The sequence below is a fragment of the Candidatus Burkholderia verschuerenii genome (assembly GCF_001189365.1).
Taxonomy (GTDB): Bacteria; Pseudomonadota; Gammaproteobacteria; order Burkholderiales; family Burkholderiaceae; genus Caballeronia; species Caballeronia verschuerenii.
Map to the genome: position 1 here is coordinate 1 of NZ_LFJJ01000413.1, position 26454 is coordinate 26454.

The following is a 26454-nucleotide window of genomic DNA, read 5'->3' on the forward strand; positions in this document are numbered from 1 at the left end:
AGTCTGTAGGGTGCCCGAATTATGTCGGGCGACGGGCTGAGCACTTCCGCTATCCGAGTTGCAATCTTCGAACGATCAAGGACACTCAATCAAGTTCACCCGACATAATCAGGAAGGGTAGATAGTGCCTCTAATCTCCCCAACGATATAATCGGCAAGCCCCAGCGCTTCATCGGCGTGCGCTCGAAATCGCTTGCGAGCGGCCGTCGTCCTCCTGCAGGGCCTGCGTCAGCGGCGTCGCGATCCAGCCCGGCGCGACCGCGTTCACGCGAATGCCGTCCGACGCATACGCGATGGCGAGCGACTTCGTCAGTTGCGCGACGCCGCCCTTGCTCGCGCTGTACGCGGGCACGAGTCCGCCGCCGAAGAAAGTCAGCATCGACGCCGTATTGACGATGCTGCCCTGCGTCTTCGCCAGCAACGCGCGCGGGGGCGGCGCACATGCGCATCGTGCCGTTGAGATTGACCGCGATTACGCGCTCGAACGTTTCGATGTCGTGCTCGTCGCCGCGCCGGATCATGCCGGCGCAGTTGACCAGCACGTCGAGCGAGTCGAGCCGCTTCATGAAGGCGGCGACGCCCGCGGCATCGGCGACATCGAGATCGGCGAGTTCGATGTCCGCGCCGAGCGCGGCGAACTGCTGCGCGATGCCCGCGCCGATGCCCTGCGTGCCGCCCGTGACGACGACGGTCTTGCCCTGAAAGAGATCTGCCTGAAAAGTCATATCGAGTGGAATTAGACGGCGGGAACGGCGGCGGCCTGTTGCTCGGAATCCTGAATCGGCGTGCGCACGACGAACATGTACACGAGCGCGGCGGCAAAGGCGACGCCCGCGCTGATCAGGAACGTGTTGACGAACGAATGCGTCTTGTCCACCACGAGTCCGGTGATGAACGGCGCGAACGAGCCGCCGAAGTATCCGCCAAAGTTCTGGATGCTGCCAAGCGACGCCACCATATGACGGGGCGCGGCCACCGAAACGAGCGCCCACGCCGCGCCGCTCGCCATATTGACGAAGGACATCGCGGCGGACAGATAGACGATCGCCAGCGTGAGATTCGGCGTGAACGCGGCGGGCACGGTAAACAGCGCGCCGCCGATGAGTCCCGAGCAGATCGGCCACTTGCGGCTGCGGATCGGCGCGACGCCGCGCGCCATCAGGCCATCGGCGATAAAGCCCGACGACAGCATGCCGAGCGTGCCCGCGAGATACGGAATGGTCACGACCCAGCCGGTCTTGGCGATCGTCAGATGCCGTTCGTGTTCGAGATCCGCGGGCAACCAGGTGAGATACAGCCACACCATGTAGATAGATCACGCCCATGAAGCCGAAGATCATGCCCCACGTCGTCGACTTGGTGAACAGGCCGCGCCATTCCGCGAAGGTCATGTTGCGTTCGGCGCGCTGCGCGGGTTCGCCTTCGGTCAGATGCGCGAGTTCGGCTTTATCGAGCGTGATATCGCGCCGATTGCGATAGACGATATACCAGCCGATCGCGACCGCAATCCCCAGCGCGCCCATGATGACGAACATGTTGCGCCAACCGAACGACAGCAGCAGGACGGTGAGAATCGGCGGCGCGAGCGCGGGCCCGATCGTCGACGAGGTCACGAAAATGCCGGTCGGCTTGCCGCGTTCGCGCTGCGCGAACCATTCAGAGACGACCTTCGCGCCCGCCGGAAACTGCGGCGCCTCGCCGATGTCGAGCGCGATCCGCGCGACCAGAAACTGCGAGAGCGTGGTGACGAAGCCGCCGAACAACTGCGCGACCGACCACACGAACATGCCCAGCCCGAGCATGACGCGCGCACCGAAGCGATCGAGCATCACGCCGATGGGCAACTGCGAGAACGCATAAGCGAACGAGAACGCGGACAGCAGCAGGCCCATCTGCGAAGCGGATAGGCCGAGTTCCTGCGTCACCGAATGATTGGCGATCGACAGCGTGCTGCGATCCAGATAATTGACGATGCCCGCGAGCGTGAAAAACGTGATCGCGATGACCTGAACCCGCTTCAGGCGCGGTGATTTTTCCAGCATGTACGTCTCCTCCGAATGCTCTTTTGAGTCTTGGAGTGGATGGGAAAGTTATCGGATGAACTGATCGACGTAGTCCGCGCCGAGGCCGACGGATTCGTAGTGCTTGCGGCACATGTCGACCTTGGTGAAGACGTCTTCGTAGCCGGTGTGATTGCCGTACGGATCGCAGTAGTACATGACGCCGTTCACTTGGAAGTAGGTGATCATCTCCTCGACGTCCTCGGGCACGTAGAGCGTGTGCGTTTCGCCGGGCGGCTCGAAGACGTAGCTGCCTTCGGTCGCTTCCCAGTCGTGTTCGAGATAGCGCCAGCGGCCCTTGAGCACCATGCCGTGCACCATCTGCGGATGCCGATGGCGCGACAGCACGCCGGATTTGCGCACGCGCAGCAGGTTCATCCAGTAACCGGTCGACACGTTCAGGCACAGCGGACGGAACCAGACGTTTTCGGCTTGCGGCACCCAGACGCGCTCGTCGGCGGGAATCGCTTCGCCGACGACGATTTCCTTTTGCGCTTCTTTCGGGAAGGGAAGTTGATACGGCGTCATCGCATCCGACGCGGGTTTTGGCGCTGTCACTAGCGCGTCTCATCGTCCATATTGTGGATAGTTTGATCAAATTATGGACAGATGGTCGCGCGAGTGCGTGCGGGTTGTCAAGCCTCGCTTTCGCTGATGCAATCGCGGCTGTCATGACACAAACGAGATCGCCATGCGCGTGCTGTTTCTCTGTAGCCGGAATCGTCTGCGAAGCCCGACGGCGGAAGAAGTGTTCGCCGGACGGCCGGGAATCGAGGTGGCATCGGCGGAACTCGCGCCCGATGCCGCCGAAGTCGCGAAGGCGGAGCACATCGAATGGGCGGAACTCGTCGTCGTGATGGAGCGCGCACACAAGGCCAAGCTCACGCGCAACTTCGGCGCGAGCCTGAAGGGCAAGCGCGTCGTCTGTCTCGATATTCCGGATCGTTACGCGTTCATGCAGCCCGAACTGGTCGAGTTGCTCGAACGCAAAGCCGGACATCTGATGAAGCCGTAAGCGCGCGATCTCACCGGTCGCCGCGCAACGCATCGACGACGATCGACAGCGCCTTCGAATACTCGCGACGGCTCGGATAGAAGATGTGCAGGCCGGGAAAGGTCGGACCAGTCCTGAAGCACCCATCGCAACCTGCCGGTATCGACGTGCGGTTGCGCGAGGTCTTCGGGCACGAAGGCGAGGCCCGCGCCGTCGAGCGCGGCGTTTAGCATCTGATAGACGCCGTTGAAGGTGAGCTGGCCATCCACGCGCACCTGAAGTTCGCGTTTGCCCTTTCTCAGTTCCCACGCGTATTTGCCGCCGCGCGTCGGCAGACGTAGCGTGATGCAGTTGTGTTCGAGCAGATCCTTCGGCTGCTTGGGCACCGGATGCCGGTCGAAGTAAGCGGGCGCGCCGACGATCGCGAGCCGCGCGTCCGGTCCGATCCGCACCGCGATCATGTCCTTCGCCACCTGATCGCCCCAGCGCACGCCGATGTCGTAGCGATCCGCGACGATATCGGTGAGCCCGTAATCCACGACCATTTCGATTTTGATGTCCGGATAGTGCGGCAGCACCTTCGACAGACGCGGCCAGACCACGGTATCGGCGGCATAATCCGTCGTGGTGATGTGGATGGTGCCGGCGGGTTTGTCGCGCGTCTCGACGATGGCGCTCAGCTCGCTCTCGATTTCCGCGAAGCGCGGCGCGATGGTTTGCAGCAGACGCTCGCCCGCCGCCGTCGGCGCGACGCTGCGCGTGGTGCGGCTCAACAACCGTACACCGAGCCGCGCCTCAACCGCGCGCAAGGTATGACTCAGCGCACTCTGCGATACGCCTAGTTGCGCCGCCGCGCGCGTGAAACTGCCCTCGCGCGCCACCGCGATGAAGGCCAGCAAATCGCCGATATCGTTCCGCACCATTGATGAACTCCGCTCATAAGTTCTAGCAGATTCTACGGCCTAGTCCGCCGGGCCGCGCGCGGGGAGAATGATCGTCTGTTCACCGATTCATTTCATTGCAGGAGGAAACATCATGTCGACCAAGCCGACCGCGGCGCGCGATTCGTTCGGCGCCGTCGCGCCGAAGCTCGCCGAACTCAGCGACGAAGTGCTCTTCGGCGATGTCTGGGAGCGCCCGCAACTGTCGAAGCGCGATCGCAGTCTCGTCACCTGCGCGGCGCTGATCGCGCTGGGCAAACCGGAGCAGATGAACTTCCATTTCCCGCGCGCCGTCGAGAACGGCGTCACGCGCGAAGAGCTCATCGAACTCGTCACGCATCTTGCGTTTTACGCGGGCTGGCCCAACGCGATGTCGGCGGTGACGAAGTTCAAGGAGCTCTTTCTCGCCGAATCCGAATCCGAATCCGAATGACCGAGGAGCGAACATCATGCATTTGAAGCGACCCGGCTCGCAGCCGTCCGTCAAAGGCCCGGCCGAATGGTTTACCGGCACGGTGCGTATCGATCCGCTGAACGCGCCGCCGCCGCCCGCGCGCGTGTCGTGCGCTAGCGTCACTTTCGAGCCGGGCGCGCGTTCGAACTGGCATACGCATCCGCTGGGGCAGACGCTGCTCGTCACGGCGGGATGCGGCTGGACCCAGTGCGAGGGCGAAGCGATCGTCGAAATCCGCGCGGGCGACGTGATCTGGTGTCCGCCCGGGCACAAGCACTGGCACGGCGCATCGCCGACGACGTCGATGACGCATATCGCGATTCAGGAAGCGCTCGACGGGAAGAATGTCGAGTGGATGGAGCCCGTCACCGAGGAGCAGTATTTCGCGGGCGCGCCGTCACGGGCTTAAAACCGTGAGAATAAAAAACGGGCCTGCTTTCGCAGGCCCGTTCGCACATCGCGCGGATGAAGCTAAACGCTTAACGCGCCATCATCAGCATATGTACGTTGTGCATTACCCACACGGTGCCGACGCTCACGACGAGCGACATCGCGATCGTGTAGGCGAACGTGCCGAGGTGCCAGCGCTGTCCCTTCGACGTGTTCACGTGCAGGAAGAACACTACGTGCACGATCATCTGCACGGCCGCAAGCACCGCCAGCGCGACCAGCGCGCTTTCGCCCTTGAATGCGCCCGACATCACGCACCAGAATGACGCCACCGTCAGAATCACCGCCAGCACGAAGCCGACGAGATAGCCGGGCACCGTCACATGCGGAACATCGCCGTGATGCGCATCATGGTTGGAATGAGTAGTAGCCATTACGCAACGCTCGCAAGGTAGACGAAGGAGAACACGCAAATCCAGACGATGTCCAGGAAGTGCCAGAACAGGCTGAGACACGCGAGACGGCGCATGCGGCGTTCTTCCGTGCCCGTCTTGAGCAGCATCTGGACGATTAGCACGACCATCCAGATCATGTCCATCGTCACGTGCAGACCGTGCGTGCCGACCAGCGTGAAGAACGCCGACCAGAACGCGCTGCGGCCCGGACCCGCGCCTTCGCTGATCAGATGCGCGAACTCGTGCAATTAGAGGTACAGGAAGCCCGCGCCGAGCAGGAAGGTCACCGCCAGCCACACGAGCGTGAGCCCGCGCTTGTGACGCGTCGCGCTGATCATCGCGAAGCCGAAGGTCAGGCTGCTGGCGAGCAGCAGCGCCGTTTCGTAGGCGACATCGGTCAGGTTGAACAGATCCTTGGCCGTCGGGCCGCCCACCGTCGACAACGCGAACATCGCGAAAGTCGCGAACAGCGACGCGAACAGCACGCAGTCGGTCATCAGGTAGGCCCAGAAGCCGAACACCGATTGCGAATGCACGTGATCGTGGTCGTGCGCATCGTCGTGCGCGTGTTGAGAAGTAAGCGACGACATTAGATAACCTCCACTTCCAGATCGCGAGCGGCGCCGGCCTTGTCGTTCGACTTGGGCGGCGTGTAGCCTTCGGTTGCCATGACCGTCGATGCCGGGATGATGTAGCCCTCGTTCTTGAGGAAGCTGTGCGCGATGATCGTCACCGCCACGCCCGCGAGCGACGCGATGGCGAGCCACCAGATATGCCAGATCAGCGCGAAGCCGAGCACCATGCTGATCAGGCCAACCAGCAGGCCCGCGCTGGTGTTCGACGGCATGTGAATACCCTTGAACGGGCCCTGATACAGGCTCACGCCGGTTTCCTTCGCATGGGAAAAGGCGTCCAGTTCCTTCACTTGCGGCATCCGCGCGAAGTTATAGACCGGCGGCGAGCTCATCGACCATTCGAGTGTGCGGCCGCCCCACGGATCGCCCGTCACATCGCGATACTCCGGCTCGTTGCGGCGCATGACCGACACGACGATCTGCGCGACCTGGAACACCACGCCGACCGCAATGATCGCCACGCCGACGGCGGCCACGATGAAGTACGGCTGCCATGCAGGGTTGTCGTAGTGATTCATGCGACGCGTCGCGCCCATGAAGCCGAGCACGTACAGCGGCATGAACGCCACGAAGAAGCCCACGAACCAGCACCAGAAAGCGCACTTGCCCAGACGCTCGTTCAGCTTGAAGCCGAACACCTTCGGCCACCAGTACTGCACGCCCGCAAAGTAGCCGAACACCACGCCGCCGATGATCGCGTTATGGAAGTGCGCGATCAGGAACAGCGAGTTGTGCAGCACGAAGTCCGCGCCCGGAATGGCGAGCATCACGCCCGTCATGCCGCCGATCGTGAAGGTGATCATGAAGCCGATGGTCCACAGAACCGGCGTCGTGAACTGCACGCGGCCCTTGTACATCGTAAACAGCCAGTTGAAGATCTTCACGCCGGTCGGGATCGAGATGATCATCGTCGCGATGCCGAAGAACGCATTGACGTTCGCGCCCGAACCCATCGTGAAGAAGTGGTGCAGCCACACGAGGAACGACAGCACCATGATGCAGCACGTCGCCCAGACCATCGTCTTGTAGCCGAACAGCGGCTTCTTCGAGAACGTGGCGATGACTTCCGAGTAGATACCGAAAGCCGGCAGAACCAGGATGTAGACCTCGGGGTGACCCCAGGCCCAGATCAGGTTCAGGTAGACCATCGGGTTGCCGCCGCCGCCGTTGGTGAAGAAGTGCATGCCCATGTAACGGTCCAGACCGAGCAGCGCGAGCGCGATGGTCAGGATCGGGAACACGGCCATGATCAGGATGTTCGCGCAGAACGCCGTCCATGTGAACACCGGCAGCTTCATCCAGGTCAGGCCCGGCGCGCGCATCTTGACGATCGTCACGAAGAAGTTCACGCCAGAGAGCAGCGTGCCGACGCCTGCGATCTGCAAGGCCCAGATGTAGTAATCCACGCCGGTATCGGGGCTGAATTGCAGCTCCGACAGCGGTGGATACGCGAGCCAGCCGGTGGTCGAGAACTGGCCGATGAACAGCGACAGGTTCACGAGCATCGCGCCGGCGAACGTCATCCAGAACGACAGCGAGTTCAGCATCGGGAATGCGACGTCGCGCGCGCCGATCTGCAGCGGCACCACGAAGTTGAAGAACGCGACCAGCAGCGCCATCGCCATGAAGAAGATCATGATGGTGCCGTGGGCCGAGAAAATCTGGTCGTAGTGGTGCGGCGGGAAAATGCCCGGCGCATCCATCGCGAGCGCCTGCTGCGCGCGCATCATGACGGCATCGGCGAAGCCGCGCACGAGCATGAGACCCGCGAGGATCAGGTACATCACGCCGATGCGCTTATGGTCCGTGGACGTCAGATACTCGCGCCACAGCCAACCCCATTTGCCGAGTTTGGTGATGAGGACACCCGTAGCCAGCACCATCAGCGCCATGAACGCGGTCGCGCACATGATGATGGGTTCGTGATACGGGATCGCCTCGAGCGTTAATTTGCCGAACATGGCTTACCACTTGGTTGCACAATTTGCGCCGTTGACATCGAACTTGCCGTCGTTGTATTTGGCGACGATGTTATTGAAGAGCTTCGGATCGACGGTCGAGAAGTACTTGACCGGAGCCTTTTCGCTCGGCCGCGCGACGCCTGCATAGACATCCATGCTCAGGTTGTCGGGCGAGCTCTTGACGTTCTTCACCCACGCGTCGAATTCGCCTTGCGACATGGCGAGCGCGCGGAACTTCATGTCGGAGAATCCTGTGCCGCTGTAGTTCGCCGAGATGCCCGCGAAATCGCCCGCGTGATCGGCGATGAGATGCAGCCTTGTCTGCATGCCGGCCATCGCGTAGATCTGGCCGCCGAGTTGCGGAATGAAGAACGAGTTCATCACCGCATCGGACGTGATCTTGAAGTTCACCGGCGTGCCGACGGGGAACGCGACCTGATTGACCGTCGCGATGCCGAGGTCCGGATAGACGAACAGCCACTTCCAGTCGAGCGCGACGACTTCGACGTTGATCGGCTTCACGTTCGATTCGATCGGCTTGTACGGATCGAGCTCGTGCGTAGTCTTCCAGGTGAGGACGCCGAGGAACAGGATGATGAGCGTCGGAATCGTCCAGATGGCGACTTCGATGCCCGTGGAATGCGCCCACTTGGGTGCATAGGTGGCGCTTTTGTTGGACGCGCGATACTTCCATGCGACGAACAGGGTGAGCAGGATCACCGGGATCACGACGATGAGCATCGCGTAGACCGACGTGGCGATCAGCGAGACTTCCGCCTTGCCGATCGCGCCTTTGGAATCCAACATGTGCATCTCGTTCATGTTGCATCCCGCCAGGCAAAGACTGGCGATCAACCCCGATAACAATGGCCTTGCTAAACGTGGAGTATTTTCATTCATTGCATTCGCTGGTTCAGGGAATCGAAGCGTCCCGGAAGAACGCCCACTGGACGGCTTTGCGCCGCGACCGGATCATGCCATGCGGTATTCCCTGAAATGTTGACGAATCATGGAATTTGGTCCCAAACCGTAACGGCTGCGACACCGTGCCGCGACATTTAAGACATCGCACCCTTTACACGCGACCGCCCGCGTGAATTTGCCGCAGCGCGCGTGATGCAAAACTGCTTGACAGCGCTGTTCGAAGTTCCCCGTCAAATTGTCAAATGATGTGCGAGCGTGGCGCGTCTTCACCGTTGCCATTCAAAATGGGCAGCGGACGAGGACGCGTTCCTCGCGGCATCCCGATCCTCAAAAAGACGTGAACGACATGATCAAGACAAAATGGCTCATCAGCGTCGCCGGCCTGCTCGGCCCCGTGCTTGCCCACGCCGGTTGCAAACAGCATTTCCAGACATGGATGGATGCGCTCCATCCGCAGCGCACGCTCGATGTCGAGCACGCGACCTGCACGAGCTGGCCGACAAATCCGCAATACGCGCTCGCGGTGCTGCCGCTGTTTCGCGAGACGGATGCCGCGCCCAAGACCGCGCTCGATCTCGACGTGGTCGTCGCCGATACCCAGACCGGCGCGCTCGTCACGCATCTGTATCGCGAGGATGCGATTCGCACCGACGGCGCGGATTTCATCGATCTGGCGATCGATACGGCGTCGTATCCCGTCGCGCCCGATCGTCAGGCGTTCGGCGTGCGCATGAGCCGTCAGGCCGCGCCCGGCCCGCAACTCGCGGGCAGCACGGTGTTGAGCCTGTACGTGATGGACGGCGAATTGCTGCGTCAGGTGCTCGACGGCTTCACGGTCGTATCGGCGCAAGGCCGCTGGGACGGCAAATGCAAGGGCTATTTCGATTCGACGTCGCGTTCCATCGGCATGGCGGAACCGGGCGCGCAAGGGTTCGCCGCGCTGCAGGTGTCCGAGAAGCGCGCACGCACGGTCAGCCCCATGGCGAACGGCGCGTGCACGAGCCATGCGGGGGTATCGAAGGAACGGGAATTCGCGCTCGATTACAGCGATGGCGTGTATGAAATGCCGTCGGAAAAAAGCGCGGCTGAGAATTATTTTCTAATACTAAGTTACATCGACGAGTCTTGACATTCGTCAAACTCGAAAACATTTCGCATCCCGTCACAGTCCTTTTCACGAGATTCGCGTCAAATGGCGCGAATTGTCGCAGCGATCACGCAGCGATTGCGCGTACCCTCTCGCAAGCGCTGCGCCCTGACTCGACTCATGAGCGCCAGCATGACTTCAAGCCTCAAATCGAGATACAGGACATGAACCGAAATCAAGCCGAAATCGACGCCTTGTCGGCACTGCGCGCGCCCGCGATGAAGCCGTTGGTGATCCGTGGACGCACGCTGCTGCCGATCGTGCAGGGCGGCATCGGCGTCGGCATTTCCGCGCATCGGCTGGCGGGCAGCGTCGCGCGCGAAGGCGCGGTCGGCACCATCGCGAGCATCGATCTGCGGCATCATCATCTCGATCTGCTGGCGTTCTGCAAGGCGGATCCGACGCGCGAGACTCTGGAGCGCGCGAACCTCGTCGCGCTGGAACGCGAGATTCGCGCGGCGCGCAAGTTATCGCAAGGGCGCGGCATGATCGCCGTCAACGTGATGAAGGCGGTGCGCGCGCATGCCGATTACGTACGCGTCGCGTGCGAGCAGGGCGCGGATGCCATCGTGATGGGCGCGGGTTTGCCGCTCGATCTGCCCGATCTGACGCACGGCCACGATATCGCGCTGATTCCGATTCTGGCCGACAGTCGCGGCGTCGCGCTCGTGCTGAAGAAGTGGATGAAGAAAGGCCGTCTGCCCGATGCGATCGTGATCGAGCATCCCGCGCACGCGGGCGGCCATCTCGGCGTCACCGATTTCGCGGATATGGGCCACGCGCGCTTCGAGTTCGAACGCGTGCTGACGGAACTCGACGCCGTGTTCGCGACGCTCGGCATCGCGCGGGCGGACGTGCCGGTGATCGTCGCGGGCGGCATCAACAGTCACGAAGCCGTGCGCGCGGCGCTGGCGGCGGGCGCGGACGGCGTGCAGGTGGGCACGTCCTTCGCCGTCACCGAGGAAGGCGACGCGCATCCCGAGTTCAAGCGCGTGCTGACCGAAGCGCAGCCGGACGATATCGTCGAATTCGTCAGCGTGACGGGCCTGCCCGCGCGCGCCGTGAAAACGCCGTGGCTTATGCGCTATCTGAAGAACGAGGACCGCATCCGCACGAAGATCGGCGCGCGCCAACAGCCGTGTCCGCAGGCGCTGGAATGTCTGAGCGTGTGCGGCTTGCGCGACGGCATCGAGAAATTCGGACACTTCTGTATCGATACGCGTCTGGCGGCGGCGCTGCGCGGCGAAGTCGGCAACGGGCTGTTTTTTCGCGGACGCGAAACGCTGCCGTTCGGCGCGGCCATCCGCAGCGTGCGCGAACTGATCGACTTGCTACTGACGGGCGTGGCCCGGCCGGCGGCGGTTTGAAATAGCGCGTTTCGATATCGCGCGGCGCGTCGGGGCATCGTCCGATGGCCAACGCCGCGCGATGCGCCTACGCTGACCGGATCAACGGAGCGTCGATACCATGTCCAAACGATTTCCCCTGAATCCGAAGCATCCCGAACGCAATTGCTGGGGCTGCGATCACTATTGCAGCACCGACGCCATGCGCTGCGGCAACGGGTCGAGCCGCACGCAGCATCCCGCCGAACTGATGGGCGAGGATTGGTACGAGTTCGGCGAATGGGGGCTCGATGTCGAGGCGGGCGCGAAGTCGATTACGCTTGCGGCGGGGAAATAAGGCGCTTCACTTCACAATATCGCCGATGACGACTTCGATCGTCTCGCCGCGTCGCACGAGCAGGCCGCTGCCGCCGCTCAAATCGCCCGCCACGGCTTGCGCGCCGCCCGATGCGGACACGCGCGCCACGATGCTGATACGCGTGAAATCTGACAGACGGCGCTCCGGCGTCATCGCCATCGAATCATCGAGTTCGACCGACGCGGGCAGTTGATCCGCCCGCAGGCGTGCGACCGCGAGCGGCATGCGATTGCCGTCGTCGCCGAGCGCGTAGACGAACACCGTGTCGCCGGCGTGGACGCGATTCGCGAGTGCCGGATTCAGGCGCACGGCGATATGCATGCGCTTCGCCGCCATCTCCCGCGACTGCTCGATATTGCGCCGCGCCTGCTTCGCGATGCCGGGATCGACGCCCGGCGCATGTTCCAGCCGTTCCCAATAGCCGATCGCGCCCGCGAGATCGCGCCGGTCGAGCGCGGCCGATGCCGCGAGCGCTAGCGCCTTCGGATGATCCGGCGCGATCGCGAGCGCCGCTGCGACGTTCTGCATAGGCGCGCCGCTCAATTCGCCGCCGTTCGCGCTTGCCAGCGCGTCGGCGTAATCGGCGAGCAGGTCGGCGTCGCGCGGCTTCGATTCGAGCGCGTGGCGATAGGCGGCGGCATCGCGCGGGCGCTCGAGGGCGTCGTAGGAACGCGCGAGCATCGTCCGGTTCGTGACGCAAGCGTTCGGCCAGCCGGCTGACGACGATGTCGAGCGACGCGGGCGCGTCGTCCGATGCCGGGCGCTCGCCCATGACGAGCGCCATCGGCTCGCCGAGCCGCATGTAGAGCGACAACGCGCACAGCGGCAGCAGCGCGATCAACGCGCCCGCGAGCGCCGCATGCCGCGATGTCCGCACCGCGCCGCCATCGGCGCTTCGCAACAAAGGCGTCACGATGCAACCGAGCGCGACGAGCGTCATCGCGGCGGCAATCAGCCAGAACGCGATCATGTTTGCGTCTCTCCGTTCGCCGCTGCATCGATGTGATCGACGCGATCGATGCGACCACGCGCGCGCCGCACTTATCGCGTCAGCGCGACGCCGCCCAGCAGCAACGCCGCGAGCGGGCCGAACCAGAGCGACCACGTGACCGGTTTCATCGGCGGCCGATAGAGCACGAAATCGCCGTAGCGCTTCACCATGTACGCGCGAATCTGCTCGTCGCTGGCGCCCCGTGCGACTTGCTGCGACTTGCTCGCGCACGCGCGCGCAGATCGGCGGCGATCGGCGCGTTCGAATCCGCAACGCTCTGGTTCTGGCAGACCACGCAGCGCAAGCCCTCGGTCAGTTGCCGGATGCGGGCCTCGGTATCGGCATCGGCGTGGGCGCTGCCCGCGAGCAGCGTCAGCAGCGAGGCGAGCGCGATCGATGCTTTAGCCACGCTGGGCCTCCCGTTGCAGTTGTCCGACGAGCGGCAGGATCACCGTATCGAGCGTCTTGCGCGTGAGCGGCCCGGCGAGCCGGTAGCGCACCACGCCCGCGCGATCGATCACGAAAGTCTCCGGCACGCCGTACACGCCGAAGTCGATGCCCGTGCTGCCGTCGCGATCCACCAGCGTTGTGCGATACGGATTGCCTGCATCGGCGAGCCATTGCTGCACGGGCGCGCGTTCGTCGCGATAGTTGAGGCCGTAGATCGGCGTCTTGCCGCGCGCCGCGAAATCCATCAGCACGGGATGTTCGTCGCGGCACGCCTCGCACCACGACGCCCACACATTGAGTACCAACACCTGTCCGCGCAGCGTATCCGACGACACCGTGTGCGGCGATCCATCGAGTCACGGCAAATCGAACGCGGGCGCGGGTTGCCCGACGAGCGCGGACGGCAGCTTGCGCGGATCGTGCCGCAAGCCGCTGGCGAGCAGCGCGACCAATGCCGCGAACACGATCAGCGGAAGGAGAAAGCGCTTCATCGTCCGGTCTCGCCCAAGGTCGGCAGTTTTGCGGGTTCGGCCGATGTCACGCGCGCCGTCATGCTTCGCCGTCGCGTGGCAGCGAGCAGACCACCCGCCGCCATCAGGATGCAACCGGCCCAGATCCAGCGCACGAACGGCTTGATCTGGATGCGCAGCGTCCACGTCTTCGCGCCCGGCGCGCGGTCCATCGTGACGTAGAGATCGCGCAGCACGCCCTGATCGATGGCGGCTTCGGTCGTCTGCGTATCGGATAGCGTGAAATCGCGTTTCTCCGGATAGAGCGTCGCGAGCGGCGCATCCTGTTCGATCGAATAGCCCTTCACCAGCGTCACGCCGACGATAAACACCCCGACGCCCGCATGCGCGATCCACATGCCGGCGATCGCGCGCGGCACGCGCCGCCCGATATGTTTGCGCACGCTCGACGCGACGCTTGCGAACGTTCACGCCGCCAGCAGGATGCCGAGGCTCACGAGCGGCCGCCAGTCGCCGAGCGCGAACGGCAGCAGCAACGCGGTCGCGACCGCGACCGCCGCCGCCCATCGCAGGCGCGCGGCCAGTTCGGGCAGACGCGCGCGCCGCCAGTGCGCGAGCGGCGCCGCGCCCATCAGAAAGACCGCGGGCGTCATCAGCGGAACGAACACGCTGTCGAAGTACGGCGCGCCGACGGAAATCTTGTCGAGGCCGAGCGCGTCGAGCGCCATCGGATAGAGCGTCCCGAGCATCACCGATGCAACCGCCACCAGCAGCAACAGGTTGTTCGACAACAGCAGCGATTCGCGCGATACGGCATCGAAGCCCGCGTCCGACGCGAGACGCGCCACGCGAACAGCGCGAGTATGAAGATGCCGCGCGCCGGATCGGACGCGAAGCCGTGCACCGACGTGACGACGCCCGAGCGCACCAGAAAGGTTCCGAGCAGCGACAGCGCGAATGTGACGATGGCGAGCAGCCCACTCCACGCGGCGAACGCGCCGCGCGGTCGCCGCGAGCGAATGGATCAGCGCGGTGCCCGCGAGCCACGGCATGAACGATGCGTTTTCGACCGGGTCCCAGAACCACCATCCGCCCCAGCCAAGTTCGTAGTACGCTCAGCCGCTGCCGAGCATGATGCCCAGCGTCAGAAACGCCCACGCCGCAAGCGTCCACGCGCGCGCGGTGCGGGCCCAGCGCGCATCGAGTTCGCCCGATAACAACGCCGACACCGCGAATGCGAACGCCACCGAAAAGCCGACATAGCCCATATACAGCAGTGGCGGATGCACGACCATGCCTGGATCCTGCAACAGCGGATTGAGACCGCGTCCGTCCATCGCGGCGGGCAGCAGGCGCACGAACGGATCGGACGTGAGCAGCATGAACAGCAGAAAGCCCGCGTCGATCCAGCTCATCACGGCGAGCACGCGCGCGGTCGTCGCGAGCAGCTGGCGCTTCGTGAAGCAGGAGATGGCGAGCATCCACAGCGTCAGCAGCGCGGACCACAGCAGCAGCGAGCCTTCGTGGCCGCCCCAGACGGCGGTCGCGCGATAGATCGCCGGCAAGGACGCCTGCGAATTTTCGACGACGTAGATCAGCGAGAAATCGCGGTCGATGAACGACCACGCGAGGCAGCCGAACGCCAGCATCACGAAGCCGCATTGCGCGCGCGGCAGGCACGGCGATACGCATCCAGCGCTCGTTGCGACGCCGCGCGCCGAGCATCGGCAGCACGCTGGCGACGAGCGCGAGCAACCACGCGAGAATCAGCGCGAAATGACCGATTTCGGAGATCATTTGCGCACCCCGGATGGCGCGGCGGCTTCGCGCATCATCTGCGTGATTTGCGGCGGCGTGTATTTTTCGTCGTGCTTCGCGAGCACTTCGTCCGCGTGAAAACGGCCGTCCGCGCCGAGCGATCCCTGCGCGACGATGCCGCTGCCTTCGCGGAACAGATCGGGCAGCGCGCCCGCATAGACCACCGGAATCGACGCCACGCGATCGGCGACGACGAAGCGCACCGTGCGGCCATCGACATCGTGTGTGAGCAAGCCGCGCTCGACCATGCCGCCGAGCCGGAAACGCTGCGATGCGGGCGCGCGATGCGCCGCGATCTCGCCGGGACTGACGAAGAACATTACGTTGGCGCGAAACGCGTCGAGCACGAAGGCGCTCGCCAGCGCGACGCTGAGCAGCCCGCCCGCGATCAGCGCGAATCTGCGATAACGCGCCTTCACGCGTCGTCTCCGTTCGCGCGCCGCAACGCCTGATGGACGATCCACGCTTCCGCGCCGAGCAGCACGAAAGTGACGACGAATGCGGCGCATAGAATCGCGTTCATGCCGCGCCCTCCGTCAGCCGCGATGCGCCGTCGCGCGAGATCGCGCGCTCGCGTTCGCGCATGATGACGCGCACCCGCGCGAACGCGACGGCGGCGCTGTAGGTCCAGAAGCCGAGCGTCATCACGAGAATGCCGCACAGCATCGACGCGCTCATCGAGACGCCGCTGCCGAACGACAGCGACGGCCCCTGATGCAGCGTGTACCACCACTGTACGGAAAAATAGATCACCGGCACGTTCACCACGCCGATCAGCGCGAGCACCGAGGCCGCGCGATCGGCGCGATCCGTGCATCGGCCGCCGTCGATGGCCGCGTGCAGCGACAGATAGCCGACGTAGAGAAACAGCAGGATCAGCTCGGAAGTGAGGCGCGCGTCCCAGACCCACCAGGTTCCCCAGGTCGGCTTGCCCCACAGCGCGCCGGTGATCAGCGCGATCGCCGTGAACAGCGCGCCGGTTGGGGCGCGCGCGCCATCATCGCGGACAGGCGGGCGTTGAGCGTCAGATGCAGCGCACCGTAGGCGGCCATCAGCACGTAGAGGAACATCGACATCCACGCGGCGGGAACGTGCACGAACATGATGCGATAGACGTCACCTTGCACCGCATCGACGGGCGCGATCGCGAGGCCGCACGCCATCAGCACGGCCGATGCCACCGCGAGCCACGGCGTGAGCCGCGCGGCAAGACGGTCGAAGCGGCGTGGCGAGGCGTATCGATACCAGTTGATGCGAGTCATGAACGGCTACTCCAGCGATAAGCGCAGCGCCGCCGCACTCGCCCACGGGCAGAGCCACCCGGCAAGACAGAGCGACGCCGCCAGCAGCGACAGATTGGCCTGCGCGCGGGCGATATCCAGCGCCGCATCGGCCGCGCCGACGCCGAAGATCAGCACCGGCACGTAGAGCGGCAGGATCAGCAGCGCCAGCACGATGCCGCCGTCGCGCACGCCGAGCGTGAGCGACGCGCCCATCGCGCCGATCAGGCTCAGCAGCGGCGTGCCGAGCAGCAGCGACGCCATCAATTTGCCGATGGCGCGCGCATCGAGCCCATATTCGAGTGCGACCAGCGGCGCGATCAGCGTCAGCGCGAGGCCGCTGGCGATCCAGTGCGCGACGATCTTCGCCAGCACGATGGCCGCGAGCGGTTGCGGCGACAGCAGCATCTGTTCGAGCGTGCCGCTGGCAAAGTCGTTGCCGAACAACTGTCCCGCCGACAAGAGCGCCGCGAACAGCGCCGTCACCCACAGCACGCCGGGCGCGATTGTGGCGAGCAGCTTCGCATCCGGTCCGATGCCGAGCGGAAACAGACTGGCGGCGAGCACGAAAAACAGCAGCACGCCGAGCGTGACCGTGCGGTTGCGCCAGGTCAGCATCAGTTCGCGCCGGACGATATGCAACATCAGGCGCAGCATGGCGCGCTCCGGGCGAAATGCAGGTGGCGGGTGCGGGCGGCATCCGTCGCGAGCGGCCGATGGGTCGCCGCGACGACCGTGCCGCCATGCCGCGTGTGCGTATCGATGCACGCCGCGAACCAGACGCAGGCAAGGTCGTCGAGCGAATCGGTGGGTTCGTCGAGCAGCCAGAGCGGCTTGCCGTCCAGCACCAGACGCGCCAGCGCGACGCGCCGCCGTTGCCCGCGCGACAAACGGTCGACCCGCACATGACGCAGCCCGGCGAGCCCCGCGTCTTCGAGCACGGACTGCTCCGGCGATGATCGCAACGCGCCGCCGAGCAGACCGGCGAAGCGCAGATTTTCCGCCACGCTCAGCTCGCCGCTCAGACCGTTGGCGTGGCCGAGGAAAGCGAGATCGCGCCGGAAGCGCGCGGGATCGTCGCGCAGACGCATGCCGCGCCAGCGCACGTCGCCGCGCGCGGCGGGCAGCAGACCGGCCAGCGCTGCCATCAGCGTGCTCTTGCCGCTGCCGTTCGCGCCGTGGATCAGCAGCACGCATCCGGCGTCGGCATCCAGCGTGACGTTTTCGACGATCGTGCGGCCGCCGCGCGCGACATCGAGTTGCGTCGCGCTCAGCATCGCGTATCGGCCGGGAAAGCGTGTGCGGCGCCGGTCATGGTTTGGAAGCCGTCTGTTTGGGCGCGTCGAGCTCCGCCTTCGTTATGTCCGGCAACTGATGCGCGATGCCCTTGTGACAATCGATGCAGGTCTTTTCGCCCGTCTCCAGAAACCGCTGATGCGCCGCTTGCGCGCGCGGACTCTGTCGCGTGAAGTCCATATATTCGAACGAATGGCAATTGCGGCATTCGAGCGAATCGTTGGCCTTGAAGCGCGCCCATTCGTGCTCCGCGAGTTCCAGACGCTTCGCCTGAAATTTCTCGCGCGTGTTCACCGTGCCGAAAATCTTCGCCCACACTTCCTTGGACGCCTGCATCTTCCGGGCGATCTTGTTGGTCCAGTTGTGTGGAACATGACAGTCCGAACACTTCGCATGAAAGCCCGAGCGGTTGCTGTAGTGAATCGTGCTTTTCAACTCTGCATAAGTGTTGTCATGCATCTCATGACAGCCCGTACAGAAGGCTTCGGTGTTCGTCAGTTCCATCGCCGTATTGAACGCACCCCAGAACACCACGCCGGCGATAAAGCCGCCGAGCGTGAGAAAGCCCAGGCTGTAATACAGACTCGGTCGCATGTCCGATCCTAAGCACCTTCTTGGCCGGCCCCGGCACAGGACTTTAGACTTGGCACAGCAGTAGCGAGTGTTCTCACCGTGTGTCCAGGCGCTGGTTCCCATGCGATCCGCGCTTTCTCGCCTACCTCGGTAACGGTCCCCTTCGGCTTACTCCGGCCCGCTGCGCGGCCGGTTTAGGGCCGTTCAGGCAACCCGCAGGTGATTCGCGAAACGACCTTGCACGCCTCATCGCTTTGTTCGTTATTCGGCCCTACGCCAGTCAGCACTCCCGTCTCCAACCACGCACTCGCCGATCATCTGTCCGCAGGCAGCGGCGTGCAACGCAAAACGTCGACTCGTGCAGCACGTAACCCGATGACGACTTCGCTCGCCACGGCGAGCGAAGTCGTCGCGGAGAAGCGGGTGTGCGAAATGCGGACATACGCGAACACACGACGGCGGCAAGCCCTGCGAAAGCGATTGGGCGCACCGAAACGCTGACCGAGGTAGGGCCAAATAACGATAAAAGCGATAACGTATTCGAGGTCGTTTCGCTGATCACCTGCCGGTGGCCCACACGGCCCTAAACCGGCCGCGCGAGCGGGCCGGAGTAAGCCGAAGGGGACCGTTACCGAGGTGGGCGAGAAAGCGCTGATCGCATGGAAACCAGCGCCCAAAAACACAGTGAGAGCACTCGCTACTGCTGTGCCAAGTCTCTAGTCCTGTGCCGGGGCCGCTCAAGAAGGTGCTTAGGATCGGCAAGCGGCTTTCTTTGGTCACTTTCTTTGCCGCCGCAAAGAAAGTGACCCCACCGCCGGGGAGGCGGCTACTGAAAACACAGCGCGACAACACAACCATAGCAACAACAACAACAAAGACCGGCAATCGCCAAGCAACAAAAATCGCTCAACAAATGCCGGCCAGACTCTCACCTACAAAACCCGATCAAACCCCAAGCGCAAGCGGCGATTACTGACAGGCTTCGCACTCATCAAACCCGGGATCACCGAGCCGCATCATGCAAACGGGACCATCGGCTTCAGGCGCGGCCTCGACGGCAGGCGCAGTCGCTGCTGCGGCGTTAAAACCGCCATTGCCCGACGAAGAGGAGGAGGAGGAGGACGAAGCGCCACCCGTCGCGCCGCCGCCAAAGCCGTCGTTCGAACCACCGTCGCCCGAAGGCACCGCATTGAGCGCACCGTGCGCCACGGTCGACTTCTCGACGTGCGTCGCCGCCATCGTACGAAGGTAATAGGTCGTCTTGAGACCGCGAATCCACGCCAGCTTGTAGACCTCGTCGAGCTTCTTACCCGACGCGCCCGCCATGTAGATATTCAGCGATTGCGCCTGATCGATCCACTTCTGACGACGCGAAGCCGCTTCCACGAGCCACTTCGGATCGACTTCGAACGCCGTGGCGTAGATCGCACGCAGATCGGCCGGAATACGGTCGATGCGCGACAGCGTGCCGTCGAAGTACTTCAGGTCCGAGACCATCACTTCGTCCCACAGACCGCGTGCCTTCAGATCGCGCACGAGGTAGTCGTTGACGACCGTGAATTCGCCCGACAGATTCGACTTCACATACAGATTCTGGAACGTCGGCTCGATACACGCCGACACGCCGATGATGTTCGAAATCGTCGCCGTCGGCGCGATCGCCACGCAGTTCGAATTGCGCATGCCGAAGGTCGAGATACGCAAACGCAGCGATGCCCAGTCCATCGATTCCGACGAATCCACTTCGACATAACCGCCGCGCGCGTCGGCCAGCAGCTTCAGCGAATCCTGCGGGAGGATGCCGCGATCCCACAGCGAGCCGCGATACGTCGCGTAACGGCCGCGCTCTTCCGCCAGTTCCGTCGATGCGTAGTACGCGTAGTAGCACACCGCTTCCATCGAACGATCCGCGAACTCGACCGCTTCGCCCGACGCGTACGGCGTGCGCAGCAGATGCAGACAGTCCTGGAAGCCCATGATGCCCATGCCCACCGGACGATGCTTCAGGTTCGAGTTACGCGCCTTCGGCACCGCGTAGTAGTTGATGTCGATCACGTTGTCGAGCATGCGCATCGCGACGCTGATGGTGCGCTTCAGCTTGTCGTGATCCAGCGCGTACGAACCGTCGGCCTGCTTCACCATATGCGCGACGAGGTTCACCGAGCCCAGGTTGCACACGGCGATTTCCGTCTCGCTCGTGTTCAGCGTGATTTCCGTGCAAAGGTTCGACGAATGCACGACACCGACGTGCTGCTGCGGCGAACGTACGTTGCACGGATCCTTGAACGTGATCCACGGATGGCCGGTTTCGAACAGCATGCCCAGCATCTTGCGCCACAGTTGCGCGGCCGGCAGCTTCTTGAACAGCTTGATCTCGCCGCGCGCCGCTTTCTCTTCGTAAGCGACATACGCCTTTTCGAAGTCCGCGCCGAACAGGTCGTGCAGGTCCGGGCAGGTCGACGGCGAGAACAGCGTCCAGTCGCCGCCTTCGACGACGCGCTTCATGAACAGATCGGGAATCCAGTTCGCCGTGTTCATGTCGTGCGTGCGGCGACGGTCATCGCCCGTGTTCTTGCGCAGTTCGAGGAATTCCTCGATGTCCAGGTGCCACGATTCCAGATACGCGCACACCGCGCCCTTGCGCTTGCCGCCCTGATTCACCGCGACGGCCGTATCGTTCACGACCTTCAGGAACGGCACCACGCCCTGCGACTTGCCGTTGGTGCCCTTGATGTGCGAACCGAGAGCGCGCACGCGCGTCCAGTCGTTGCCCAGACCGCCCGCGAACTTCGACAGCAGCGCGTTTTCCTTCAGCGCCTCGTAGATGCCGTCGAGATCGTCGGCGACCGTCGTCAGATAGCACGACGACAATTGCGAGCGATGCGTGCCCGAGTTGAACAGCGTCGGCGTCGACGACATGAAGTCGAACGACGACAGCACGTTGTAGAACTCGATGGCGCGCGCTTCGCGGTCGATTTCGTTCAGCGACAGACCCATCGCGACGCGCATGAAGAATGCCTGCGGCAATTCGATGCGCGTGCCTTCGACGTGCAGGAAGTAGCGGTCGTACAGCGTCTGCAGGCCGAGGTAGCCGAATTGCAGATCGCGGCCGGCGTCGAGCGCGGCGCCCAGACGCTTCAGGTCGAACTGTTGCAGCTTGTCATCGAGCAGGCCGGCTTCGACGCCGCGCTTGATGAACTGCGGGAAGTATTCGGCGTAGCGCTCGCCCATGTCGGCTTGCGTCACTTCGCCTTCGAGAATTTCGCGGCGGATCGTGTGCAGCAGGATGCGCGAGGTGACCTGGCTGTACGCCGGGTCCTTTTCGATCATCGTGCGCGCGGCGAGAATGGCCGAGTCGTAGACCTGCGACATCGGCACGCCGTCGTACAGGTTCTTCACCGTTTCGGCGACGATCGGATCGGCGCTCACGGCGTCGCCGAGGTTCGCGCAGGCGGAGACGATCAGCACCTTGAGCGCGTCCATGTCCAGCGGGCGCGTGATGCCCTGATCCGTCACGTTGATCAGGCCTTCGTGCGACTGCGCGTTCTGCGTCTGCGCGCGCTCTTGCGAACGCTGCTGCGTGCGCTTCTCGCGATACAGCACGTAAGCGCGCGCGACGTTGTGCTCGCCGCCGCGCATCAGCGCGAGTTCGACCTGATCCTGAATGTCTTCGATATGGAACGTGCCGCCGTGCGGACGGCTGCGCACCAGCGCGCGCACGACGGCTTGCGTCAGTTGCTCGACGAGTTCGCGCACGCGCGGCGAAGCCGCGCCCTGCCCGCCATTGACGGCGATGAACGCCTTCGTCACGGCGATCGCGATTTTCGTCGGCTCGAACGACACCACGCTTCCGTTGCGACGGATGACCTTGTAGTCGGCAAACGTCGTGTTCGGCGCCAGCGCCTGGGCTGCGTCGTGCGCGCCGCTCATCGGCTGCGCGGATGCGCCTTCGTAGGAAGTCGTCGCGTTTTCGGTGGTTTGCATGTGCAAAACTCCAATGTTCGAATTGATGCGGATGGACCGCGGATTTATCAGTTATGTCGCGCGCCCGCGAGTTGCCTCACGATGGACGCACGATGATTTGGCGATGAAGGCAGCAGGCCGGAAACGCGAATCGCGGCGCCGTCGGCCCGCATTGTTATTGGCGACTCATGCGGTGCCCGCGTTGGCGCGCGGTGTCGGTCGACGCAATTCACGTTCACTTGCATGCATTCTTCACTGTGCTGCTCGCTGGCGCTCAGTGCGCTTGCGAGGCCTCTCTCCAAGGATCGAAACCGCCGCACGCACCACCCCGGGCCAGCCAGACTGCTCACTGCCGGAAAGCCGGCGGCGCCGGCTCATGGGAGCGGGCGCCGCCTTCACAACACAAGATCTAGTGCAAACTACGTCTGTCGGCACCAAGTATAGTGGACAACCGCACACTCTCAAAAAGTTTTATTTGCCTGATTTCTGCCCGCATGGGGTTGACTTTCGTTCTGCCCAAACGCGGCAAGGCCTCGCGCGCGACGCTGCTGCGCCGCAACGAGAAAGACCTTACGCCGCGCCGGATGATGACTCAGTCGTGTGACTGAAATGGGAAAAAGGATGGCGGCAACGCGCTCTCGTGACGCAGCCGTTGCCAGTCGAAGTGCGGGCCCGGATCGGTCTTGCGACCCGGCGCGATGTCCGAGTGACCGGCGAGCGCATCGATCGGATAGCGCTTGACGACGATACGCACCAGCGCCGCCAGCGCGTCGTATTGCGCATCCTCGAACGGCACATGATCGCTGCCTTCGAGCTCGATGCCGATCGAAAAATCGTTGCAGCGCTCGCGCCCGAAGAACGACGACACGCCCGCATGCCACGCGCGTTCGTCGCAGGAAACGAACTGTTCGATCGCGCCGCCGCGGCGAATCACGAAGTGCGCCGACACGCGCGTGCCGCGCAGATGATCGAAGTACGGATGCGCGTCGTGATCGAGCGTGTTGAGGAAGAACCGGGCGATCGAGTCGGTGCTGAAATCGTCCGGCGGCAGACTGATGTTGTGCACGACGATAAGCGTCGGCACCGCGCGATCGGGACGCGCCTCGAAGTTCGGCGACGGCAGACGCGTCGCGCTCGTGAGCCAGCCGTCGCCGTCGATGTGAGGATCGCGACGGCCCGGCGCGCGCGGCGCGTTCATCGCGCGTCGCGGCCCGTGGGACGAGCGGCGTAGCGCCGCGCGTGACCCGCGGAGCAGAAGCACTGACCGGCCGCGACGATGGCATCGCTGCTCGGCATATGCACGCCGCATTGCGCGCAGCGGACCAGCGGATCGGCGAGTTGCGGCGGCGCGCTCGGCGCGGCGTTGGGGTTCGCGCCGGCGCCTGCGCCGTTACGCGTGCGCGCGGATGCGCCGCCCGCCGTGCGATCGCCGGCTTGCGCGCGTGCGTTCGCGCGACGCAGCTTCTTGAGAAGCCATTGCGTCGCAAAGAAAATGACGATCAGAAGGATGAAGTTTCGCATCGGGTTCGGCGGATTCAGTGCGTTCGCTCAAACCACCGCGCGATGCAGCAGCACTTCGAACACGAAGCGGCTGCCGACATAAGCCAGCAGCAACGCGACGAACGAAGCCAGCACCCAGCGCAGCGCGGCGCGACCGCGCCAGCCGGAGATGCGGCGCGCGGTCAGCAGCGCGCCGAACATCAGCCATGAGAGAAACGCGAAGACGGTCTTGTGATCGAAGCGCAGCGCGCGATCGACCAGTTGTTCATTGAAGGCGATGCCCGAGACGAGCGTGAGCGTCAAAAGCACGAAGCCCGCGCCGATCAGACGGAACAGCAGCTTTTCGAGCGTGAGAAGCGGCGGCAATGCGTCGAGCCAGCTCGACAGCCAGCCGCTGTTGTCCGCGTGGCGCAGCGCAGAGCCGCGCATGCGTTGCAGACGGCGCTCGAGCAGCAGCATGAGGATGGCATGCAGCGCCGCGATGGCAAACAAGCCATACGCGATATTCGCGATCAGAAAGTGCAGCTTGAACATCGGCGCGGCGGAATACGACAGCACGCGCACGCCGCCGAACACGAGCGGCATCAGCGACGCCACGCACGCGAGCGGCAGCACAAGGAGACGCAGGCCGTCGAGCGGAAAGAAAAAGCTTTCGATCCAGTAGATGCCCGCGCCGAGCCAGAACATCGCCGAGAGCGCGAACGCGAAGCCGAAGATCATCGCGTTCTGGGGAAAGATCGTGGTGTGCAGCAGCACGCCGTGCACGAGCAACGCTATAAATAGCAGCGCGCGCGTCGCGCCGCCCATGCCCGCCGATTTCGAGCGCGGCTCGACCGGCGCCATGCCCGCGGGCACGCCCGCCAGCGCCGGCTCCACGGCCGTGTGACGATGCGCGCGCCAGCCCGCTACGGCGAGTCCGCCGTAGAGAAGCGCAGTGAGGGCATACAGTACAATATCCATGTTCGAAGTTTACACTAGGCCCCAGTCTCGCGACGTCTTCCCCCTTGCGCCAACGCGGGGCACGGCATCGTCGCGACACGGCTCAAGGCCCCCATTCTCTACCGTTTTCCCATGCTCGATAACCTCACTCAACGGATGGCGCGCGTCGTCAAGACGCTGCGCGGCGAGGCCCGGCTCACCGAGGCCAACACGCAGGAAATGCTGCGTGAAGTACGTCTCGCGCTGCTCGAAGCCGACGTGGCCCTGCCCGTCGTGCGCGAGTTCATCGCGAAAGTGAAGGAAAAGGCGCTCGGCGAAGAAGTGCTGTCGAGCCTGTCGCCGGGCCAGGCGCTCGTCGGCGTGGTGCAGAAGGAACTCACCGCGGTCATCGGCGGCGACTACGAAGGCAAGGCCGTCGAGCTGAATCTCGCGGTCGCGCCGCCCGCCGTCATCCTGATGGCCGGTCTGCAGGGCGCGGGCAAGACGACGACTACCGGCAAGCTCGCCAAGCTGCTGCGCGAGAAGAGCAAGAAGAAGGTGCTCACCGTTTCCGTCGACGTGTACCGCCCCGCCGCTATCCGTCAGTTGCAGACGGTGACGGAACAGGTCGGCGCGGATTTTTTCCCGTCGCAGCCGGACCAGAAACCCGCCGATATCGCGCGCGCCGCGATCGACTGGGCCAAGCGTCATTATCACGATGTGGTGATCGTCGACACGGCCGGCCGTCTCGGTATCGACGAAGCGATGATGAAGGAGATCAGCGAGCTGCACACGCTGCTGAAACCCGCTGAAACGCTGTTCGTCGTCGACGCCATGCTCGGTCAGGACGCGGTCAACACCGCGAAGGCGTTCAACGACGCGCTGCCGCTGACCGGCGTCGTGCTCACCAAGCTCGACGGCAATTCGCGCGGCGGCGCGGCGCTTTCCGTGCGCAACGTCACCGGCAAGCCGATCAAGTTCGTCGGCGTCGCGGAAAAGCTCGACGGCCTCGAAGTGTTCCATCCGGATCGCATGGCGAACCGGATTCTCGGCATGGGCGACATTCTCGCGCTCGTCGAGGAAGCGCAACGCGGCGTCGATACCGCCGCCGCGCAAAAGCTCGCCGACAAGGTCAAGAAGGGCGGCGACTTCGACCTGAACGACTTCAAGGCGCAGCTCGCGCAGATGAAGAACATGGGCGGCCTCTCGTCGCTGATGGACAAGCTGCCCGCGCAGTTCCAGCAAGCCGCGCAAGGCGCGAACATGAACAACGCGGAAAAGCAGATGCGCCGCATGGAAGGCATCATCAACTCCATGACGCTGAAAGAGCGCGCCAAGCCCGAATTGATCAAGGCGGCGCGCAAACGGCGGATCGCGGCGGGTGCGGGCGTGCATGTTCAGGAAGTGAACCGCATGCTGAACCAGTACGAGCAGATGCGCGGCATGATGAAAAAGCTCAAGGGCGGCAATCTGCAAAAGATGATGCGCGGCATGAAGGGCATGTTGCCCGGCATGCGTTAAACGGCGCTC

The 26454-nt window shown here is 63.9% G+C and carries 23 protein-coding genes and 7 pseudogenes; 8 read left to right on the plus strand and 22 right to left on the minus strand.

Annotated features, from left to right (window positions below):
* Positions 1–169 precede the first annotated feature (169 nt).
* The 3 genes and pseudogenes from BVER_RS34970 to BVER_RS29270 all read right to left on the minus strand — a co-directional run bounded on the left by BVER_RS34970 (position 170) and on the right by BVER_RS29270 (position 2618).
* A pseudogene (locus tag BVER_RS34970) lies at positions 170–725 on the minus strand (SDR family NAD(P)-dependent oxidoreductase).
* Positions 726–736: 11 nt separating this feature from the next.
* A pseudogene (locus BVER_RS29265) lies at positions 737–2042 on the minus strand (MFS transporter).
* A gap of 48 nt (positions 2043–2090) precedes the next feature.
* Positions 2091–2618, minus strand: coding sequence for a 2,4'-dihydroxyacetophenone dioxygenase family protein (locus BVER_RS29270; RefSeq protein WP_050456192.1), 528 nt, complete (start codon positions 2616–2618; stop codon positions 2091–2093).
* Between the two features lie 133 nt (positions 2619–2751).
* On the opposite strand from BVER_RS29270, the gene BVER_RS29275 reads away from it, so the two are divergent.
* Positions 2752–3075, plus strand: coding sequence for a low molecular weight protein tyrosine phosphatase family protein (locus BVER_RS29275; RefSeq protein WP_050456193.1), 324 nt, complete (start codon positions 2752–2754; stop codon positions 3073–3075).
* 10 nt (positions 3076–3085) lie between these two features.
* Here BVER_RS29275 and BVER_RS29280 read toward each other — a convergent pair.
* Positions 3086–3977: pseudogene (locus BVER_RS29280) on the minus strand (LysR family transcriptional regulator).
* A gap of 112 nt (positions 3978–4089) precedes the next feature.
* Between BVER_RS29280 and BVER_RS29285 the strand changes: the two are divergent.
* Entirely contained in the window at positions 4090–4428 is a 339-nt protein-coding gene (locus BVER_RS29285; protein WP_050456194.1) for a carboxymuconolactone decarboxylase family protein, read from the plus strand.
* Between the two features lie 16 nt (positions 4429–4444).
* Positions 4445–4858, plus strand: a complete 414-nt coding sequence (locus BVER_RS29290; protein ID WP_050456195.1) for a (R)-mandelonitrile lyase — start codon at positions 4445–4447, stop codon at positions 4856–4858.
* Positions 4859–4928: 70 nt separating this feature from the next.
* Here BVER_RS29290 and cyoD read toward each other — a convergent pair whose 3' ends face one another.
* The 4 genes and pseudogenes from cyoD to cyoA form a co-directional block, all read right to left on the minus strand.
* Positions 4929–5273 carry a cytochrome o ubiquinol oxidase subunit IV gene (gene cyoD / locus BVER_RS29295; RefSeq protein ID WP_050456196.1) on the minus strand — a complete coding sequence of 115 codons (345 nt, stop codon included), beginning with the start codon at positions 5271–5273 and terminating at the stop codon, positions 4929–4931.
* Positions 5273–5884 (minus strand): annotated as a pseudogene (gene cyoC, locus BVER_RS29300) (cytochrome o ubiquinol oxidase subunit III). The gene cyoD and the pseudogene cyoC overlap by 1 nt, the downstream one beginning before the upstream one ends.
* Positions 5884–7890, minus strand: coding sequence for a cytochrome o ubiquinol oxidase subunit I (cyoB, locus tag BVER_RS29305; protein ID WP_050456197.1), 2007 nt, complete (start codon positions 7888–7890; stop codon positions 5884–5886). The pseudogene cyoC and the gene cyoB overlap by 1 nt, the downstream one beginning before the upstream one ends.
* A 3-nt stretch (positions 7891–7893) precedes the next feature.
* Positions 7894–8790, minus strand: a complete 897-nt coding sequence (gene cyoA / locus BVER_RS29310) for a ubiquinol oxidase subunit II (RefSeq protein ID WP_050456198.1) — start codon at positions 8788–8790, stop codon at positions 7894–7896.
* Between the two features lie 370 nt (positions 8791–9160).
* Between cyoA and BVER_RS29315 the strand changes: the two genes are divergently transcribed.
* The 3 genes from BVER_RS29315 to BVER_RS29325 all read left to right on the plus strand — a co-directional run bounded on the left by BVER_RS29315 (position 9161) and on the right by BVER_RS29325 (position 11644).
* A complete protein-coding gene (locus BVER_RS29315; RefSeq protein WP_157056318.1) occupies positions 9161–9943 on the plus strand; it encodes a PA3715 family protein in 783 nt (260 codons plus the stop codon).
* Positions 9944–10125: 182 nt separating this feature from the next.
* The gene (locus tag BVER_RS29320) at positions 10126–11328 is read left to right on the plus strand and encodes an NAD(P)H-dependent flavin oxidoreductase (RefSeq protein WP_050456200.1); all 1203 of its coding nucleotides are present in this window, start codon (positions 10126–10128) and stop codon (positions 11326–11328) included.
* Between the two features lie 100 nt (positions 11329–11428).
* On the plus strand, positions 11429–11644 hold the full coding sequence (locus BVER_RS29325) for a DUF3079 domain-containing protein (RefSeq protein WP_050456201.1): 216 nt from the start codon (positions 11429–11431) through the stop codon (positions 11642–11644).
* A gap of 6 nt (positions 11645–11650) precedes the next feature.
* Here the strand turns inward: BVER_RS29325 and BVER_RS29330 are convergent, their stop codons facing one another.
* Complete coding sequence (locus BVER_RS29330; protein ID WP_232316940.1) at positions 11651–12346, minus strand: tetratricopeptide repeat protein; 696 nt, start codon at positions 12344–12346, stop codon at positions 11651–11653.
* A gap of 10 nt (positions 12347–12356) precedes the next feature.
* Between BVER_RS29330 and BVER_RS34975 the strand changes: the two genes are divergently transcribed.
* Complete coding sequence (locus tag BVER_RS34975) at positions 12357–12671, plus strand: hypothetical protein (RefSeq protein ID WP_232316942.1); 315 nt, start codon at positions 12357–12359, stop codon at positions 12669–12671.
* Positions 12672–12706: 35 nt separating this feature from the next.
* Here the strand turns inward: BVER_RS34975 and BVER_RS36410 are convergent, their stop codons facing one another.
* The 13 genes and pseudogenes from BVER_RS36410 to BVER_RS29390 form a co-directional block, all read right to left on the minus strand.
* Positions 12707–12826 (minus strand): cytochrome c-type biogenesis protein CcmH, encoded by a 120-nt coding sequence (locus BVER_RS36410; RefSeq protein ID WP_370444290.1) that lies wholly within the window; start codon positions 12824–12826, stop codon positions 12707–12709.
* Positions 12820–13065 carry a cytochrome c-type biogenesis protein CcmH gene (locus BVER_RS36415; RefSeq protein WP_370444291.1) on the minus strand — a complete coding sequence of 82 codons (246 nt, stop codon included), beginning with the start codon at positions 13063–13065 and terminating at the stop codon, positions 12820–12822. The genes BVER_RS36410 and BVER_RS36415 overlap by 7 nt, the downstream gene beginning before the upstream one ends.
* Positions 13058–13597: pseudogene (locus tag BVER_RS29340) on the minus strand (DsbE family thiol:disulfide interchange protein). Before BVER_RS29340 ends, BVER_RS36415 begins: the two are co-directional and overlap by 8 nt.
* A pseudogene (locus BVER_RS29345) lies at positions 13594–15373 on the minus strand (heme lyase CcmF/NrfE family subunit). The pseudogenes BVER_RS29340 and BVER_RS29345 overlap by 4 nt, the downstream one beginning before the upstream one ends.
* On the minus strand, positions 15370–15813 hold the full coding sequence (gene ccmE / locus BVER_RS29350; protein ID WP_050456202.1) for a cytochrome c maturation protein CcmE: 444 nt from the start codon (positions 15811–15813) through the stop codon (positions 15370–15372). Before ccmE ends, BVER_RS29345 begins: the two are co-directional and overlap by 4 nt.
* Before the next feature lie 100 nt (positions 15814–15913).
* Positions 15914–16656, minus strand: a pseudogene (ccmC, locus tag BVER_RS29355) (heme ABC transporter permease CcmC).
* Between the two features lie 6 nt (positions 16657–16662).
* On the minus strand, positions 16663–17331 hold the full coding sequence (gene ccmB / locus BVER_RS29360; RefSeq protein WP_050456203.1) for a heme exporter protein CcmB: 669 nt from the start codon (positions 17329–17331) through the stop codon (positions 16663–16665).
* Positions 17319–17951 carry a heme ABC exporter ATP-binding protein CcmA gene (gene ccmA, locus BVER_RS29365; RefSeq protein ID WP_050456204.1) on the minus strand — a complete coding sequence of 211 codons (633 nt, stop codon included), beginning with the start codon at positions 17949–17951 and terminating at the stop codon, positions 17319–17321. The genes ccmB and ccmA overlap by 13 nt, the downstream gene beginning before the upstream one ends.
* A 34-nt stretch (positions 17952–17985) precedes the next feature.
* The gene (locus BVER_RS29370; RefSeq protein ID WP_050456205.1) at positions 17986–18564 is read right to left on the minus strand and encodes a NapC/NirT family cytochrome c; all 579 of its coding nucleotides are present in this window, start codon (positions 18562–18564) and stop codon (positions 17986–17988) included.
* A 948-nt stretch (positions 18565–19512) separates the two neighbouring features.
* On the minus strand, positions 19513–22527 hold the full coding sequence (locus tag BVER_RS29375) for a ribonucleoside-diphosphate reductase subunit alpha (protein WP_050456206.1): 3015 nt from the start codon (positions 22525–22527) through the stop codon (positions 19513–19515).
* Between the two features lie 571 nt (positions 22528–23098).
* Positions 23099–23704, minus strand: a complete 606-nt coding sequence (gene ampD, locus BVER_RS29380) for a 1,6-anhydro-N-acetylmuramyl-L-alanine amidase AmpD (protein ID WP_050456207.1) — start codon at positions 23702–23704, stop codon at positions 23099–23101.
* Entirely contained in the window at positions 23701–24027 is a 327-nt protein-coding gene (locus BVER_RS29385; RefSeq protein WP_050456208.1) for a PP0621 family protein, read from the minus strand. Before BVER_RS29385 ends, ampD begins: the two co-directional genes overlap by 4 nt.
* 27 nt (positions 24028–24054) lie before the next feature.
* The gene (locus BVER_RS29390; protein ID WP_050456209.1) at positions 24055–24966 is read right to left on the minus strand and encodes a cytochrome C assembly family protein; all 912 of its coding nucleotides are present in this window, start codon (positions 24964–24966) and stop codon (positions 24055–24057) included.
* Positions 24967–25077: 111 nt separating this feature from the next.
* Between BVER_RS29390 and ffh the strand changes: the two genes are divergently transcribed.
* Positions 25078–26445 (plus strand): signal recognition particle protein, encoded by a 1368-nt coding sequence (gene ffh, locus BVER_RS29395; RefSeq protein ID WP_050456210.1) that lies wholly within the window; start codon positions 25078–25080, stop codon positions 26443–26445.
* Positions 26446–26454: the final 9 nt, after the last annotated feature.